The organism is Zoogloea sp. (genome assembly GCF_023150065.1).
GTDB lineage: Bacteria > Pseudomonadota > Gammaproteobacteria > Burkholderiales > Rhodocyclaceae > Zoogloea.
In genome coordinates, this window is sequence record NZ_JAKLLN010000005.1 from 44,688 (window position 1) to 61,384 (window position 16,697).

The 16,697-nt window shown below is 65.4% G+C and carries 15 protein-coding genes and 1 pseudogene; 8 read left to right on the forward strand and 8 right to left on the reverse strand.

Translation table 11 applies throughout. From position 1 onward, the window contains the following. Positions 1 to 116 precede the first annotated feature (116 nt). Together L6Q67_RS08005 and L6Q67_RS08010 are read right to left on the reverse strand one after the other, a co-directional pair. On the reverse strand, positions 117 to 656 hold the full coding sequence (locus L6Q67_RS08005; protein WP_296567849.1) for a YcxB family protein: 540 nt from the start codon (positions 654 to 656) through the stop codon (positions 117 to 119). 358 nt (positions 657 to 1,014) lie between these two features. Next, positions 1,015 to 1,865: pseudogene (locus tag L6Q67_RS08010) on the reverse strand (IS21 family transposase); the annotation flags it as partial. Here L6Q67_RS08010 and L6Q67_RS08015 point away from each other — a divergent pair. After that, complete coding sequence (locus L6Q67_RS08015) at positions 1,864 to 2,046, forward strand: hypothetical protein (RefSeq protein ID WP_296567851.1); 183 nt, start codon at positions 1,864 to 1,866, stop codon at positions 2,044 to 2,046. The pseudogene L6Q67_RS08010 and the gene L6Q67_RS08015 overlap by 2 nt on opposite strands. Positions 2,047 to 2,159: 113 nt before the next feature. On the opposite strand, the gene L6Q67_RS08020 is transcribed toward L6Q67_RS08015, so the two are convergent. The 6 genes from L6Q67_RS08020 to L6Q67_RS08045 are packed head-to-tail and all read right to left on the reverse strand — an operon-like array spanning position 2,160 to position 6,773. Next, on the reverse strand, positions 2,160 to 2,498 hold the full coding sequence (locus tag L6Q67_RS08020; protein WP_296567854.1) for a 2Fe-2S iron-sulfur cluster-binding protein: 339 nt from the start codon (positions 2,496 to 2,498) through the stop codon (positions 2,160 to 2,162). Further along, a complete protein-coding gene (gene hscA, locus L6Q67_RS08025; protein WP_296567856.1) occupies positions 2,498 to 4,375 on the reverse strand; it encodes a Fe-S protein assembly chaperone HscA in 1,878 nt (625 codons plus the stop codon). Before hscA ends, L6Q67_RS08020 begins: the two co-directional genes overlap by 1 nt. 22 nt (positions 4,376 to 4,397) lie before the next feature. Then, complete coding sequence (gene iscA, locus L6Q67_RS08030; protein WP_296567858.1) at positions 4,398 to 4,721, reverse strand: iron-sulfur cluster assembly protein IscA; 324 nt, start codon at positions 4,719 to 4,721, stop codon at positions 4,398 to 4,400. Positions 4,722 to 4,731: 10 nt separating this feature from the next. Beyond that, positions 4,732 to 5,085, reverse strand: coding sequence for an iron-sulfur cluster insertion protein ErpA (erpA, locus tag L6Q67_RS08035; protein ID WP_296567860.1), 354 nt, complete (start codon positions 5,083 to 5,085; stop codon positions 4,732 to 4,734). Positions 5,086 to 5,096: 11 nt separating this feature from the next. Continuing rightward, positions 5,097 to 5,522 carry a Fe-S cluster assembly scaffold IscU gene (gene iscU, locus L6Q67_RS08040; protein WP_296567861.1) on the reverse strand — a complete coding sequence of 142 codons (426 nt, stop codon included), beginning with the start codon at positions 5,520 to 5,522 and terminating at the stop codon, positions 5,097 to 5,099. Positions 5,523 to 5,558: 36 nt separating this feature from the next. Further along, the gene (locus L6Q67_RS08045) at positions 5,559 to 6,773 is read right to left on the reverse strand and encodes an IscS subfamily cysteine desulfurase (protein ID WP_296567864.1); all 1,215 of its coding nucleotides are present in this window, start codon (positions 6,771 to 6,773) and stop codon (positions 5,559 to 5,561) included. 456 nt (positions 6,774 to 7,229) lie between these two features. Here L6Q67_RS08045 and nifA point away from each other — a divergent pair, with 456 nt between their 5' ends. The 7 genes from nifA to L6Q67_RS08080 all read left to right on the forward strand — a co-directional run bounded on the left by nifA (position 7,230) and on the right by L6Q67_RS08080 (position 16,692). Next, entirely contained in the window at positions 7,230 to 8,864 is a 1,635-nt protein-coding gene (gene nifA, locus L6Q67_RS08050; RefSeq protein WP_296567866.1) for a nif-specific transcriptional activator NifA, read from the forward strand. A 126-nt stretch (positions 8,865 to 8,990) separates the two neighbouring features. Next, positions 8,991 to 10,280 carry a diguanylate cyclase gene (locus L6Q67_RS08055; protein WP_296567868.1) on the forward strand — a complete coding sequence of 430 codons (1,290 nt, stop codon included), beginning with the start codon at positions 8,991 to 8,993 and terminating at the stop codon, positions 10,278 to 10,280. A 239-nt stretch (positions 10,281 to 10,519) separates the two neighbouring features. Next, positions 10,520 to 12,541, forward strand: coding sequence for a response regulator (locus tag L6Q67_RS08060; protein WP_296567870.1), 2,022 nt, complete (start codon positions 10,520 to 10,522; stop codon positions 12,539 to 12,541). Between the two features lie 3 nt (positions 12,542 to 12,544). Next, entirely contained in the window at positions 12,545 to 12,910 is a 366-nt protein-coding gene (locus L6Q67_RS08065) for a response regulator (protein WP_296567872.1), read from the forward strand. Between the two features lie 8 nt (positions 12,911 to 12,918). Next, positions 12,919 to 14,181: a methyl-accepting chemotaxis protein gene (locus L6Q67_RS08070; protein WP_296567873.1), complete on the forward strand. Its 1,263-nt coding sequence runs from the start codon at positions 12,919 to 12,921 to the stop codon at positions 14,179 to 14,181. 9 nt (positions 14,182 to 14,190) lie between these two features. After that, the gene (locus tag L6Q67_RS08075) at positions 14,191 to 14,502 is read left to right on the forward strand and encodes a lipid asymmetry maintenance protein MlaB (RefSeq protein WP_296567875.1); all 312 of its coding nucleotides are present in this window, start codon (positions 14,191 to 14,193) and stop codon (positions 14,500 to 14,502) included. Positions 14,503 to 14,511: 9 nt separating this feature from the next. After that, a complete protein-coding gene (locus tag L6Q67_RS08080) occupies positions 14,512 to 16,692 on the forward strand; it encodes a chemotaxis protein CheA (RefSeq protein WP_296567878.1) in 2,181 nt (726 codons plus the stop codon). The last annotated feature ends 5 nt before the right edge of the window (positions 16,693 to 16,697 follow it).

The following is a 16,697-nucleotide window of genomic DNA, read 5'->3' on the forward strand; positions in this document are numbered from 1 at the left end:
GACCTTTCTGCCGTCAGCTTTCCAAAAAGCCTGGACAGGACGCTGGTCTTCGGAGGAGGGGGGCGCGAAGCCAAGCAGTTCTCCGACACATCCGGGTTGATATGCGACTTTTGAGCCTAGCCTTGCCGGGAAATATGACGAGATAGCTCGGTCTTGAATTGATGAAAAGCCGAAGGCTCATTAAAAGCACGGCGCGGGATGATGAATGAAACGACCGGGTCAAGAAAAACGTAGAGGTAGTCACGGTCCTCCTCAATCGCGAGAATGTCGGTCCATGCAAACCTGGATTCGGTTGACCGCTGCCGGTGCAGTAGGTGCCCGTCCTCCACCTTGAAAGTCTGGGGGGAGCAATAGTAGCCGCCCTTTCTAAAAAGAGCGCGCTTGTAAGCCAGAGCGTGTATGTGGGGATTGATGGCCAGCATGATGATCCCTGTCAGTGCCAGACCTAGTCCCCAGTAAAGCGGTTTTTGGCTTATGCAGCCGTATTCCATTCCGTATCGATAGATAAGCATCTGTCCGAAGCCGATCAGCAGGCCATAGAGGCAGCCCCATCCCGTTGAGAAGAAACGCAAGAGAGAGCGCTTGACCACTTTGCGTCGTGTGTAGAGGGTGCTCTTCTTATAGTCCTCGGGTGTGAGTTGGAATGTGATTTCCATCAAGTCTTAATCCTGTGTAGGGAGCACGAAGAACTCAGTGTTGGCGTGGTGTGGAAGCAGATGAGGGCATTTTTTGCCTCTAACTGCAAGGCGGGTGGAGAGCGATTGCCTTTGAGTCCTGATGGCTGTCCGTACCTGTTTAAAACTGACCAGGGGTACCGGTTGAGTTTTGACCAGGGGCGATAGCCGCCCGTCATTCAGACGGCTGTGGATAAGTCTATCGGGTTTTCCTTCCTGGAAACCTCCCTCCACACCAATGGCGAGATGCGTGTTGTCGATGTGCCCTCCGCGCAGGGCGCATCGGGACTCCGTCAGAAGGGCTCCGTGTCCTCAGCCGCTCCCGGCGCTCGAACTAGTGGTTGCGGGCCACACTTACCAGGCAGGTGCTGGAGACGTGCCCCGGCTCTTCCACGTAGCCGGCGAACGCCGTCACCATGGGCATCAGTTGCGGCTGCTCGTGCTCAAGTATCTCGGCAACCGAGAGCGCGTACTCCGGATGACGGATTTCCTGCCAGAGGGCCTGGCAGCGGGCCAGCAGCCAGGCGTTCAGCTCCGCGAAGCTACTGAACCGCTTCCTGCCAGATGCGCCGCCGGCTGTCCTGCACGTTCTTCTCGGCGACGCCTTTCTCTCAGCCACTGGCGACGTTGCAGAAATCGGTGTCAAACGGGTAGTGCGAACACATCGCCGCAAAGCGGGCATTGACCACCCGACCCTTGCCCTTCTTGATCCTGTCGACGGCGGTCTTCATGTTGTCGTAGATCCCCTGCCGGGGAATGCCGCCCAGGGCCGCAAAGTTCCGCGTGTGGGCATCGAGCAGCATCTCGTGGCCCTGGCTGGGTTAGGCGACCAGCACGAAGGCGCGGCTCGGCGCATTTGCCCCCACCTCAAGTCGCCAGTCCCGAATGAAGTCGGTGAATACGGTATAGCCCCCGTGGAGCCCAAGCCCCTGAGTTCGGCCAGCAGTGCCTTGCCGCTGCGACGGTCCCGCCTGGGCGGCCGGGCGTCCGCTTCAAGGGCCTGGATCAAGGTGGCCTGGTACGGCCCGAGCTTCCCCGGCGTGGACTCCCGCCGGTAAGCCGGCGACGCCCCCTCCGCGGCCTTCAACCACTTCTTCACCGTGTTGCGCGACAAACCCGTCCGCCGTGAAATCTCCGAACGGGACAGTCCTCCCGGTAATACATCCGTCTGACCTTGCCCCGCATTTCCATGGTGATCACCTCGCTTCCTCTGCCTAAAAAAGAGGCAGGGAGGTTAAACACCCTGGTCAAATTTCAGCCGGAAGTCACCCTGATAGATAGTCAGTTTTCGGCCGGCAACAACAGCATGGTGGGCCTGATGCGGCGCCGCAGCATGGCGGCCAATCACGGCATACTCTTTGTGTTCACTTAGGCACAGAGCCATTGCATGTGGATGAGGGACACCCTGCCACCGCCCGCCCACGTGGGGAGGGGCAGCAATGTGTGGGGGGGGGGCGCTTTGTGCCCTCCTGGGGTGGATGTTGCTCAGCCGTGTTCCCGGGCGTGGTTGCGGGAGTGTTTGGGGATTTCGATGAGGAGGTCGCCGTCGCCGAGCTTGACGCAGCAGGCGAGGCGGGAGTCGGCCTGGAGGGCCCAGGCGGAATCCAGCTGGTCTTCTTCCAGATCATTGCTGGGGGGCACGCTGGCGCCGCCCTGGCGGATGTAGACGTGGCAGGTGGCGCAGGCGGCCACCTTTTCGCAGGCGTGTTCGAGGGGCACGCCGTGGGCCAGCAGGGCGTCGCACAGGGATTGGCCGGGCTTGGACGCGAAGGTGACGCCGTCGGGGCACAGGTGGGGGTGGGGCAGGACGCGGACGGTGCTCATCACAGGGTCTCCAGGCTGCGGCCGGCGAGGGCGCGTTTGATGCTGGCGTCCATGCGTCGGGCGGCAAAGTCGCCGCTGGCGGCGTTGAGGGCGTCGGTGGCGGCGCGGATCTTGCGCGTGTCGCCTTCGTCGGTTTCGAGCAGTTCGGCCAGGGCGTAGATGGCTTTCTGCACCACGTCCCGCTCGGGCGGGGCGAGGAGGGCGGCGCCGTCGGCGGCCAGGGCGGCCTCGGTGGCGTCGATGAGGCGGCGGGCTTCCACCTGGGCCTCGCGCAGCATGCGGGTGGCGGCGTCGATCTCGCCGGTGCCGTAGGCGTCCAGCAGCATGCGCGCCACTTCGCCGTCACCGAGGCCGTAGGAGGGCTTCACCTCCACGTGGGCCTCCACGCCGCTGGTCTGCTCCCGGGCGGTGACCGACAGCAGGCCGTCGGCGTCGATCTGGAAGGTGACGCGGATGCGCGCCGCGCCGGCCACCATGGGTGGGATGCCGCGCAGGGTGAAGCGGGCCAGGGAGCGGCATTCGGAGACGATCTCGCGCTCGCCCTGCACCACATGCACGCTCATGGCGGTCTGGCCGTCCTTGTAGGTGGTGAAGTCCTGGGCGCGGGCGGTGGGGATGGTGCTGTTGCGCGGCACGATCTTCTCCACCAGCCCGCCCATGGTTTCCAGGCCGAGGGACAGGGGGCACACGTCCAGCAGCAGCCAGTCGGCTTCGCTACCCGATTTGCGGTTGCCGGCGAGCACGTCGGCCTGCATGGCGGCGCCGAGGGCCACCACCTGGTCCGGGTCGAGGTTGTTGAGGGGGGCGCTGCCGAAGAGCTTTTCGACGGCCGCCTGGACATGGGGCATGCGGGTGGAGCCGCCAACCATGACCACGCCCTTGATGTCTTCGGCGCCGAGATTGGCGTCGCGCAGGGCCTTGCGCACCGGGCGCAGGCTGCGGGCCACCAAGTCGGCGGTGAGCTCGCTGAAGGTCGCCCGGCTGACCGGCACCTGGATCGAGACGTTGTTGCTGAAGCTGCAGGTGGCGACGGTGAGCTCCAGCTCGGACAGGCTCTCCTTGACGCTGCGGGCCAGGGCCAGCAGGCGGCGGCGGTCTTCCACCGGCATGTCGTCGGGCAGGCTGGCCTGGGCTTTCAGCCAGTCGGCCAGCAGGTGGTCGAAGTCGTCGCCGCCGAGGGCCGGGTCGCCATTGGTGGCGAGCACTTCGAACACGCCCCGGGTGAGCTTGAGGATGGAGATGTCGAAGGTGCCGCCGCCCAGGTCGTACACGGCGTAGATGCCTTCGGCGGCGTTGTCGAGGCCGTAGGCGATGGCGGCAGCGGTGGGTTCGTTGAGCAGGCGCAGTACGTTGAGGCCGGCCAGGCGGGCGGCGTCCTTGGTGGCCTGGCGCTGGGCGTCGTCGAAGTAGGCGGGCACGGTGATGACCACGCCGGTGAGCTCGCCCCCCAGGCTGGCTTCGGCCCGTTCGCGCAGGCTGCGCAGGATGTCGGCGGAGACTTCCACCGGGGTCTTGCGGCCGGCGCGGGTCTCGATGCCCACCATGCCCGGGCCGTCGCTGAGCCGGTAGTGGCTGCGCATGCCTGCGTCGGCGTCGGCGAGGGAGCGGCCCATCAGGCGCTTCACCGAGGCGATGGTGTTGAGGGGGTCGTCGGCCTGGCCGGCGCGGGCTTCGCGGCCGACGATCATCTCCGTTTCGCCGTAGCGGACCACCGAGGGCAGCAGGATGTGCCCGGCGTCGTCGGCCAGGGCACGGGCCATGCCGCTGGCCACGGTGGCCACGAGGGAGTTGGTGGTGCCGAGGTCGATGCCGACGGCCAGGCGGTGCTGGTGGGGGGCTGCAGCCAGCCCCGGCTCGGCGATTTGCAGCAGCGCCATGATGGTCTCTCCCTTTACACGTTCAGACGGCGAAGCTCTCGCCGCAGCCGCATTCGGCCTTGGCATTGGGGTTGTTGAACTTGAAGCCTTCGTTGAGCCCTTCGCGCACGAAGTCCAGCTCGGTGCCCTCCAGGTAGGGCAGGCTGCGCGGGTCTACCAGCAGCTTGACGCCACCGCTTTCGAAGATCAGGTCTTCGGGCTGGCTCTCGTCGGCAAACTCAAGGGCGTAGGCCATGCCGGAGCAGCCGCTGGTCTTGACGGCGAGGCGCAGGCCGACGCCCTTGCCGCGCTTGTCGAGGGTTTTCTGGATGTGCCGGGCAGCTTTCTCGGTGACGGTGATGCTCATGATGGCGACCTCACATGGAGAAGGAGCTGCCGCAGCCACAGGTGCTGGTGGCATTGGGGTTGCGGATGACGAAGCGCGAGCCTTCGAGGCCGTCCTCGTAATCGATCTCGGCGCCCATCAGGTACTGGGTGCTCATGGAGTCGATGAGGAGGGTGACGCCGGACTGCTCGATGCGCAGGTCGTCCTCGTTGGCCACTTCGTCGAAGGAGAAGCCGTACTGGAAGCCGGAGCAGCCGCCGCCGCTCACATAGACGCGCAGCTTGAGCTCGGTGTTGCCTTCTTCGGCGATCAGTTCGGCCACCTTGCCGGCAGCGGCGGTGGTGAAGACGACGGGGGCGGGCATTTCGGTGACAGCGGTATTCATGGCATGACTCCTCAGGGGGCGACGGGGGCGCAGATCGGGGTTTCGGTTTCGGTGCTGCTGCCGTGCTTGGCGCGGTAGTCGGCGACGGCGGCCTTGATGGCATCCTCGGCGAGGATCGAGCAGTGGATCTTCACCGGGGGCAGGGCCAGCTCCTCGGCGATCTCGGTGTTCTTGATCTCGAGGGCCTCGCTCAGGGTCTTGCCCTTCACCCATTCGGTGACCAGGGAGCTGGAGGCAATCGCCGAGCCGCAGCCGTAGGTCTTGAACTTGGCGTCCTCGATGACGCCCTCGGCGGACACCTTGATCTGCAGGCGCATCACGTCGCCGCAGGCCGGGGCGCCGACCATGCCGGTGCCCACGTCCTCGTCGTCCTTGCCGAAGGCGCCGACGTTGCGGGGGTTCTCGTAGTGTTCGATGACTTTTTCGCTATAGGCCATGAGGGTTCTCCGGGGGGCTCTGTCGGGTTGCTGGGGTCAGTGGGCGGCCCACTGGATGCTGTCGAGATCGATGCCCTCGCGCACCATCTCCCACAGGGGGGAGAGCTCGCGCAGCTTGGCAACGGCCTCGCCGAGGAGGGCGATGGTGGTGTCCACCTCGGCTTCGGTGGTGAAGCGGCCGATGGAGAAGCGGATCGAGCTGTGGGCCAGTTCGTCGCTGCGGCCGAGGGCGCGCAGCACGTAGGAGGGCTCCAGGCTGGCGGAGGTGCAGGCCGAACCGGACGACACCGCCAGCTGCTTGATGCCCATCAGCAGGGATTCGCCCTCCACGTAGTTGAAGCTGACGTTGAGGTTGTGGGGCACGCGGGCATCCAGGTCGCCGTTGAGGTACACCTCGTCCATGGCGGACAGGCCGGCCCACAGGCGGTCGCGCAGCCAGCGGATGCGCTCGTTCTCGGCGGCCATGCCGGCCCAGGCGATGGCGTAGGCCTCGCCCATGCCGACGATCTGGTGGGTGGCCAGGGTGCCGGAGCGCAGGCCGCGCTCGTGGCCACCGCCGTGGATCAGGGCCTCGAGGCGCACCCGGGGCTTGCGCCGCACGTAGAGGGCGCCGATGCCCTTGGGGCCGTAGGTCTTGTGGGCCGAGAGGGAGAGCAGGTCGATGGGCGTCTTGTCCATGTCGATCTCCACCTTGCCGGCGGCCTGGGCCGCATCCACGTGGTAGATCACGCCCCTGGCGCGGCACAGGGCGCCGATGGCCGCCACGTCCTGGATCACGCCGATCTCGTTGTTCACATACATGGTGGACACCAGCACTGTGTCCGGGCGCATGGCGGCGGCAAGCTTGTCCAGGTCGATGAGGCCGTTGGGCTCCACGTCCAGGTAGGTGACGCTGAAGCCCTCGCGTTCCAGTTCGCGGCAGGTGTCGAGTACCGACTTGTGCTCGGTCTTCGGGGTGATCAGGTGCTTGCCGCGGGAGGCGGCGTAGAAGCGCGCGGCGCCCTTGATGGCCAGGTTGTTGGATTCGGTGGCGCCGGAGGTCCACACGATCTCCCTGGGGTCGGCGCCGATCAGGGTGGCCACCTGTTCGCGGGCGTTCTCCACCGCCTCCTCGGCTGCCCAGCCGTAGGCGTGGGAGCGGCTGGCCGGGTTGCCGAAGAGCTCGGTGAGGTAGGGAATCATCTTCGCCGCCACCCGGGCGTCCACCGGGGTGGTTGCGGCGTAATCGAGATAGATCGGTTGGGTCGTCATGGGCCTTGTTCTCCGCTGGGGGCTTTTGCGGGGACTTCAGCAACTTCGGTGCCATGCCCGGATGGATGATGCAGGTCTTTGAATTAAAAGGAATGTAGGATTTCCGTCAGGGCGATTTGCGGATTTTTGGCGTGGCTTTGTCGGCTTTGTCGGCTTCCACACAGGTGCGCTGCCGACATTGCCCGGCGGGCGCGTGAGGGGCACCACGGCGGGGCGTGATGCGCTTGAAAGGGGCGCAGAAGGGCCGCCGCAGCGGGGTGTTGGCAAGGTACTGGTGGCCTTGATTTTTTGTGCAGCGCCGTAAATCAAGGCGCTCCGCCCGATGGCGCCCTGTCAATGCCCCTACGGCGTGTAGGTATAAGCCTTGCTTGGGTTCATCCCCATATCCCCTCGCGGCGACCCTTTTCCCGCGATCCAAGCCGGCACGCTGCCCGGCGTTTTATCAGGAGGCTCGCTATGAACGCGGTATTGCATATGCGGGCTCAGACCGAGCTCGCCACCATCTACGAGATCAGCAAGATCCTCACCTCCAGCCTGGATGTGTCCAAGACCTGTCGTGAAGCGCTGAATGTGCTGGCCAACAATATGGGCTATCGGCGCTGCATGATCATCGTGGACACCGAGGACGAGGAGCTGCACCTGCTGGCGGCGGTCGGTTTGACCCCGGAGGAGTACGACGCCGGTCACTATCGCCCCGGTGAGGGGGTGATCGGCAAGGTGTTTTCCAGCGGGATGCCTGCCGTAGTGCACGATCTGGCTGCGGAGCCCTTTTTCCTCAATCGCACCGGCGCCCTCGACCACGTGGACGGGGAGCGCATCGCCCTGGTGGCCATGCCCATCCGGGTGGCCAAGGCGGTGGTGGGGGTGATCACCATCGACCGGGTGAGCGAACGGGCTGGCGGCGGCTTCAACGAGGATGTGCGCCTGCTCACCATGGCCGCCAGCCTGGTGGGGCAGGCCCTGGCCCTGCAGCGCACGGTGCTGGCCGAGCGCAACCAGCTGATCAGCGAGACCCGGCGCCTGCGCCAGGAGCTGAAGGGGCGCTTCCGCCTCGACAACGTGATCGGTGTTTCGAAGCGCATGCAGGATGTCTTCGCCGAGGTGCATCAGGCGGGGCCGTCCCGCTCGACCGTGCTGCTGCGCGGCGAGAGCGGCACCGGCAAGGAGGTGATTGCCCGGGCCCTGCACACCCTTTCGCCGCGCAAGGAGGGGCCCTTCGTGAAGGTGAACTGTGCGGCCCTCAGCGAGAGCCTGCTGGAGTCCGAACTCTTCGGCCACGAGAAGGGCAGCTTCACGGGGGCGGTGGGCGAGCGCAAGGGGCGCTTCGAGATGGCCGACAAGGGCACGCTCTTCCTCGACGAGATCGGCGACATCTCCCCGGCCTTCCAGGCCAAGCTGCTGCGCGTGCTGCAGGAGCGGGAGTTCGAGCGGGTGGGGGGCAACCGTTCGATCAAGGTGGATGTGCGCCTGGTGTGCGCCACCAACCGCAACCTGGAGAAGATGGTGGCGGCGGGCGAGTTCCGGGCGGATCTGTACTACCGCATCAACGTGGTCAGCCTGTTCCTGCCGCCCCTGCGCGAGCGTCGCGAGGACATCCCGCCGCTGATCGCCTATTTTCTCGAGCGCTACAACAAGGACAACGGCCGCGACCTGCGGGTGACGCCGGAGGCCCTCAACGTGCTGGTCAATTGCTACTGGCCGGGCAACGTGCGCGAGCTGGAGAACTGTGTGGAGCGCACCGCCACCATGGCCCGGGGCGAGGCCATCAGCGAGCTGCACTTCCCCTGCCACAACAATCGCTGTCTCACCCAGACCCTGCACCACGTGGACAAGGATGACGCGGTGGCCCCCGTGCGCGGCCAGGCCAACCCCATCGAGATCTCGGTGCCGGTGCCGGAGATCCCCCACCGCAGCACGGCCCCGGAGCGTCAGTTCGGTGAGCACATGCCCGAGGGCGAGAAGGAGCGCCTGATCTGGGCCATGGAGCGCAGCGGCTGGGTCCAGGCCAAGGCGGCGCGGCTGCTCAACATCACCCCGCGGCAGATGGGCTATGCGCTGCAGAAGTTCGACATCGAGGTGCGGCGTTTCTGAAGGGGCCGAGCGGGTTTGCCGTTTGGTCGTTTTCCTTTGTTGTTAATTTGAGTTTCGTGCGGCTGCTGCAGTCCTTATATACTCGGCAGTCCGATATGCGCTTCATCTAACGCTGCCGCTCCGCCCATGTCAAAAGCCGAACATCTGCCCCCTTACACCGGGGCCACGCTGCCTGCTGCAGAGGTGCTTTTTGATCAACTGGCGGATGCGGTCTATCTGATTGATCCCGAGTCGTCCCGCATCGTGTGGGGCAACCGCAAGGCCTGGGACAGCCTGGGCCTGAGCCGTGAGGACGTGCTCGACCACAGCGTGCTGAGCCTGCAGATGGACGTGCATGGCCTGCCCCAGTGGTCCGAGATCGCCGCGGCCATCCGCAGCACCGACTGTTTCCGCTTCAATGGCCGGCATCGCCACCAGCAGGGTCACGAGGTGGCGGTGGAGGTCAATACCACCCACTTTGAACTCGACGGCCGCAGCTACTTCCTGTCGGTGGCCCGGGACATGACCCGCCGGGTCGCCCAGGAGGCCGGCGCCCTCCACCGGGAAAAGCAGCTGTGGTTCGCCCTCAACGAGGCCAGCGACGGCCTGTGGGACTGGGAGGTGCCCACCGGGGTGCTGTTCTTCAGCCCCCAGCTCAAACGCATGCTAGGCTACGGCCCCGACGAGATGGCCCCCGTGCTCGCCACCTGGAGCGACAACGTGCATCCCGACGATGCGCCGGCCGTGATGGCCGTGCTGGACGAGCACCTGCAGGGCAAGCGTTCCCGCTACGAGGCCGAGTACCGCATCCGCAACCGCAACGGCCATTACATCTGGGTGCACGACCGAGGCCGTGTCTGCGAATACGGCCCGGACGGCGCCCCCGTCCGCGTGGTCGGCATGGTGCAGGACATCAGCGATCGCAAACAGATGGAGCTGCAACTGCAGGCGCTGGCTTCCAGCGACACCCTCACCGGCCTGGCGAACCGTCACCAGGGCAGCACCTTCCTCAAGTCCCAGAGCGAGCTGTGTCAGCGTCTGGGCCTGCCCCTCGGCCTGGCCTTCATCGACATCGACAACTTCAAGGGCATCAACGACGTCTACGGCCACCTGACCGGCGACCGGGTATTGCAGCAGGTCGGGCAGGCCGTGAAGGGGGCCGTGCGGGGCTCCGACATGGTGTGCCGGTGGGGCGGCGAGGAGTTCATCGTGATTGCCCCCAATACCACCACCGGGCAGATGTCCCTGGTCGCGGAAAAGGTGCGCCTTGCCGTGCTCCACGATCTCGCCGGGGAGCAGCCGGAGGTGACGATCAGCGTGGGGGTGGCATCCGCCGCCGGCCGCGCCATCGACCTCAATGCGCTGATGGCCAGCGCCGATTCCGCCCTCTACCGGGCCAAGGAGTTGGGCCGCAACCGGGTGGAAGTGTCGGTCTGAGCGACGACACCCGGGCGGCGGGAGCCCCCGTCTGATGCCTGCCTTGGAGCGGGGGCTTCGGTGTAGGTGATGCCCTACTCTGGGCAAAGGGTTCGCCGATCACAAATCCGGGTACGCTGATAGACCCCGTTTCCGGACGGGAACGACAATTCGGACACGCCGCCGATTTGATCGTTTCGATGCTCCTCCGCCTCTCCGCCTTCCTCTCCAATCTCCGCGCTTCGCCTCAGCCTGGTGCCTTGCTCGTTCTCCTTGTCACGACCCTGGTGACCGGCGTGGCCTGGAGCGTCGCATATGTGCGTGCGGGAAAGACGGCCGAGCAAGGCCTGGCACAACAGGCGGAGGTGATCCGCCAGGCGATAGTCCGGCGTATCGAGGATTACAGCGTGCTCCTGGCCCGATGCGCCGAGCCAAGCCGGGCGGAGCGGCTTGAGCCGGAGGGTGATGGCCTCCGTCCGGGCTACCTGCCCGCCACCGCCCTCGGGTCGGACACCGTCTTGGCGGACTGGCTTCACAGCCTCTCGGTAGATGGCGGGCCGCGCCTGTCTCCGGTGATGCGCTGGCCTGATGGCAGCAAGCCGGAGCCCGGGTTGGCCCTGGCCGCCGGTGCTCGGGATGGCCTGCGTGCCAGGGGCTTTGTTTACCTCCCTCTGGCGCTGGATGAACTGCTTCAGGATATCCCGGGGGTAGGGCGAGCCGGGGTGTCCGTACAGCTGTCGGATACGTCGCCGGGTGGAGAGCCGCCGCGCGTCCTTTTCCGCTCCGCCAGTCAGGTCCCGAAGGATGCGCCCCGGGTCAGCCTTCCGGTTGGACTGCCCGGGCGGACCTGGAGCCTCGAAGTGGCCGGCTACCCCCTCTCGACGGGGTTTGACCCGGCTTACCTTGGCGTGCTCGGCCTGGGTGTCAATGGTCTGCTGTTCGCAGGCGTGCTGGCTTTGCGTCGTCAGCCAGAACCCACGGCAGGTGATGACATCGGGCCGCAAGATGCAGAGTCCGGCCACCCGTCGCCCTCGGGGCCCGGGGGAGGCGGAGCGGTGGAGTGTGACAATCCCGGTGAGCAAAGCCGCTTCTTCTCCCACGTCAGCGAGGAGATCCGCGGCGCGCTGCAGACCATCACCCTCTCGACCCGTCTGTGCCTGGATGCCCGGGTCAGCGAATTGCAGCGGGAATACCTGGAGTGTTCGCTCAGGACCAGCAGCCAGCTGGTGGATACGCTCAATGGCGTGCTCGACCTGCTGATGATCGAGGCCGGGGAGTTGAGGGTGACGGAGGAGAACTTCGAAGTCCGCCCGCTGATCCTGGAGCTTGCCGAACTCACCGAGGCCTGGCTTCAAGGCAAGGATGTGCGCCTGGCGTGGTCGCTCGCGGATGACGTGCCCGCTGTCCTGCAGGGTGATCGGAGCTTGTTGTACAAGGCACTCTTCAGCCTGTGCAGAAACGCGGCCCGTTGTTCGAGCACCGGGCAGATCTGCATTGACTGCCGCCTGGCCCGCTGGGAAGGGGTCAATGCCGTTCTTGATTTCTGTGTCGAGGGCGGTTCCGCAGACGATCTCGAAGCCCGGCCGGCCATGCGCTCCGACGTACCGGAGGGCATGGCCGGGCCGGGCTTTGGTTTGGCTGTGAGTCGACGCCTGGTTGAGCTGCAGGGGGGCACCCTGTGGGTGGGCGAGGCCAGCGGCGGCGGCTCGGTGGTGCATTTCACCCTTCCCTTTGCCCCGGCGACGAGCACCAGTGCCAAGGGGCGGGAGCCGCGCAGCGTCGTGCGGCGACGGGGAAATCCGTGGCAGGTCACGGGGGCTCCACTGGGGGCCCACGTGCTCGTGGTCGATGACAATTCGGTGAATCGATATGTGGCGCGGGAGATGTTGACCCGGATGGGCCTGAGCGTCAGCGAGGCAAGCACGGGCCTGGATGCCCTGCAACGTCTACGCGAAGGTGGTGTGGACCTGGTGTTGATGGATCTGCGCATGCCCGACATGGGGGGCTGCGAAGCCGTTCGCCTGGTGCGGGGCATCCCGGCGTTACGCACACTGCCCATCATTGCCATGACGGCCAATGCCTCCTCGGCAGTGGCGGCCGAATGCCGTGATTCCGGCATGGATGACCTGCTCATCAAGCCAGTCGATCCCTCCAGCCTGAGCATGGTGCTGAGTCGTCATCTGGGGCGTCCGGAGTCCCATGCTTCTTCCGATCCCGGCAGTGGTCCATTCCACGGTGTGTTTGTCTCCCTCTCCAGTGCTTCGAATCAAAGGAAAGACTGAATCATGAAGACCATTCTGCTGGTGGACGACTCCGCCACCGTCCTGTTGTCGATCTCCAGCATCCTGACCAAGGAGGGGTACGCCGTCGAGAAGGCCTCCAGCGCCGAGGCGGGCCTGGCCTTGCTCAATACGGGCAAGAAGATCGATCTGCTCATCACCGACCTGAACATGCCAGGCATGAGCGGGATCGAGTTCATCAAGGTGGTGCGCCAGCTCGCCGCCTGTCGTTTTACGCCGATCCTGTTTCTGACCACTGAATCACAACAGGCGCGGCGTCAGGAAGCAAAGGCTGCCGGGGCCTCGGGCTGGCTGGTCAAGCCGGCCACCGCGGAACAATTGCTGGGTGCCATCAAGATGGTGCTGCGCTGAGGCCGGCCATGATGACGTCGCGCTTGTTGGCCAGGGCCATCACGGTTGCGTTGCTGACGGCCCTGGGGGCCGGCCTGGTCGTGCTCGTCGGCAGCGCGGGTATGCACCGGCTCAGTGAAGCCATCGGGCTCGGGCTGCCGGTCGCCGAGGCCTGCGGGGCCATGCTCATCGTGCTTGTCGCCAATCTGGCCCAGGCCACGTTTTCACGGGCTCTGTTCCGGGATGCCTTCCTCGGTGCCGCGTCCGAACCGGTGGAGAGCGACGCTGCGCGCAGCCGCCGCGAGGCCGGCGAGTGGGTGGTGGCAGAGATTGTCCAGGTCCGGCAATTCACCGTCGCCTTGCGCCAGCAGCTCGAGTCGGTGGTGGGGGCAACCGAGGGCGCGGCCCTGGCCATCGTGCAGCGCCTCTCGGACATCGACGGGAAGATCTCCGAGCTCGATCAACTGGTCGCCGATTCCGTTGTTGATTCGGGCCGGGCGGCGTCCGACTCGGCCCGCGAGATCGACAACAACAAGGCCTTGATTGCCTCGATGAACGCCTATATCGCCTTCCGCATGGAGGAGTCCGCCCGCGACCGCGACCGTGTGGTGGAGGTGACCGCCGAGGCCGAGTCCCTGGGCCGTCTGGTCAAGCTGATCCGCAGCATCTCCAGTCAGACCAACCTCCTGGCGCTCAACGCCGCCATCGAGGCGGCCCGTGCCGGAGCGGCCGGGCGGGGCTTTGCGGTGGTTGCGGACGAGGTGCGCAAGCTCTCCGGCGAGACCGACAAGGCGGTCGAGCAGATCAATCAGGGGATTGTCGGGGTGGCCGACGCCATCAACAGTCAGTTCCGCGACAAGATTGCCCAGGACAAGATCGATGAAGAGAAGGGCCGCCTGCAGCATTTTGCGGCCCAGCTGGATGGCCTGAACGAGAAGTACGGTGCGCTCATTGAAGGCCAGACCCGGGTCGCCCTGTCCATCGGTCATACCAGTCGTGAGCTCAAGCTGCAATTCATGGATGCGATGGCGAGTGTGCAGTTCCAGGATCTGACACGTCAGCAACTGGAGCAGGTGTCGGCCACCCTCGATCATCTGGATGCCCATTTCTCACACCTGAGCGAACGCCTTGAGCGGGCCGACGATGCCGCATTCGAGGCCCGTTCCCTGGTGGGCAGCCTGGACCGGATCTTCGACAGCTATGTCATGGATTCCCAGCGTCAGCACCACCGCCAGGCGCTGGGCCAGAGCGCGCCGCGTACCGAGACGCTGCCGACGGTTGAACTCTTCTAGGAGCAGACGATGACTGGACAGGCGAGCACCACGCTGACCATCGAAGGGCCCTTGTGCATCTACACCGCGGTGGACAACAAGCTTCGCCTGATGGAAGCCCTGCACCGCAGCGCAGTGCTGGAGGTGGATCTGTCGCGAGTGGATGAGTTCGACAGCGCCGGCTTCCAGTTGCTCGTGCTGGTGCGGCGTGAGGGCTTGCGGCTGGGCCGGACGGTCCGCCTGTGCGGCCACTCGGCCGCAGTCCGTGATGTTCTGGTTTTCTACAACTTCGATGCCTATTTCGGTGAGCCGATGGTGCTTTCGGCCGGGCAGGGACAGTGAGACAGACCCATGAGTGATGATATCCATGGCGTATTCGTGCAGGAGGCCCGGGAGCGTCTCGACGAGATGGAGGCGGGGCTGCTGCGCCTGGAGCAGGGCGATCCGGACCCGGAGATCCTCCACGGGATCTTCCGTGCCGCCCACACCATCAAGGGGGCGGCAGGCATCGTCGAGCTGACCGGCATTGAAGCCTTCACCCACGTACTCGAGAATCTGCTTGATCGTCTGCGCAACCTGGAGATCTCGGCTGACGTGGGGCTGGTGAGCTTGTTGCTGCGGTGTTGTGATCACCTGGACGCCCTGGTGAAACGCGTCGAGGTTGGCATGATCGATCCGGACCCGACACTCGATGCGCAAGGTGATGCGCTTGTGACTGCCTTGCGGAACATGGCCGGGCAGGCTGCCGGCCCGCACCCGGTGGCGCTGTCAAGGACTGAAGAGGGTGTCCTGCTGCGGGACGGAGACGCCGCAGCGATGAACGACTGCTGGCATGTTTCCATTCGATTCGGTCGTGACGTGCTGCGGAACGGCATGGACCCGCTGGCTTTCCTGCGCTATCTGCAGGGGCTGGGTGACATCGTCCATCTGGCAACCCTGGTGGATGGCATGCCCGAACCGGCGGACATGGATCCGGAGAGTTGCTACCTGGGATTTGAGATCAGCCTGCGCAGTGAAGCCGGGAAGGCCGCCATCGAGCAGGTCTTCCAGTTCGTGCAGGACGACTGCGAGCTGCGCATCCTTCCACCCAACAGCCGGGTCAGTGAATACATTGACCTGATTGCCAGCCTGCCCGAGGAGACCCTGCGCCTGGGAGAAATCCTGCTCCGCTGCGGCGCGCTGACCGCGGAGGAACTGGCCCGTGGCCTGGCCCTGCAGGCGCAGGGTGCGGACTGCGGTGATTCCCCGGCCCAGCCCCTCGGCGAAATCCTCGTGGCGAGCAATCAGGTCCAGACCGAGATCGTCGAGGCGGCTGCAGCAAAGCAGAAGTCGGTCGCCGAGCGCAAGGCGGTCGATGCGCGCCTCATCCGCGTTCAGGCCGAGAAGCTCGATCAGTTGATCGACTTGGTCGGCGAATTGGTGATTGCCGGTGCGGCGGCCAATCTGATGGCCCGGAGCAGCGGTCAGGCTGGCCTGGTGGAGTCGACCTCGATGCTGTCCCGGCTGGTCGAGAGCATTCGCGATTCCGCACTGCAGCTGCGCATGGTGCAGATCGGCGAGACATTCAACCGCTTTCAACGCGTGGTGCGTGATGTCTCGCGGGATCTGGGCAAGGACGTCGCGCTGGTGGTCAGCGGCGGCGAGACCGAGCTGGACAAATCGGTGGTGGAAAAGATCGGCGATCCGCTGATGCACCTCGTGCGCAATGCGATGGACCACGGTATCGAGTCGGCCGATCTGCGCCAGGCCCGGGGCAAGCCCGCACGCGGTTGCCTGCGCCTGCATGCCGCCCATGACTCCGGCAGCATCCTGATCGAGGTCAGTGACGATGGTGGCGGGCTGAACCGGGCGCGCATCCTTGCCAAGGCCATCGAGCGCGGCATCGTACAGGCGGGTGCCGAGCTGGCCGATCACGAGATCTGCAATCTCATCTTCGAGCCCGGCTTCTCCACGGCGGACAAGGTCACCAATCTGTCGGGCCGCGGGGTCGGCATGGATGTGGTGCGCAAGAACATCCAGGCCTTGCGGGGGACCGTGGAGGTGAGTTCGGTGGAGGGGCAGGGGAGTTGTTTCAATATTCGTCTCCCTCTGACCCTGGCCATCATCGATGGATTTCTCGCCGGGGTTGGACGTGCCTCCTACGTGCTGCCCCTTGAGAGCGTCGTCGAGTGTCTCGAACTGCGTGGTGGCAGTTGGGAGCGTGACTACCTGGATCTGCGTGGCGAGGTGCTCCCCTTTGTCCGTCTGCGCGAGCTCTTCGAGATCGCCGGGCCCGGCCCGACGCGGGAGAACGTCATCGTCGTGAAGAGCGGCGGCAGCAAGGTCGGCATCGTTGTGGATGCGCTGCAGGGTGAGTGCCAGACCGTCATCAAACCCCTCGCCACCCTTTTCAGGAATCTGCGCGGGATCGCCGGCTCCACCATCCTCGGCAGCGGGGATGTTGCGCTGATCCTGGATGTGGATGCCATCGTCCGGATCGCCGCGGGTGGCGAGCAGAAACGCCTGCTGACCAGCGTCAGCATGGACCGATAACACTC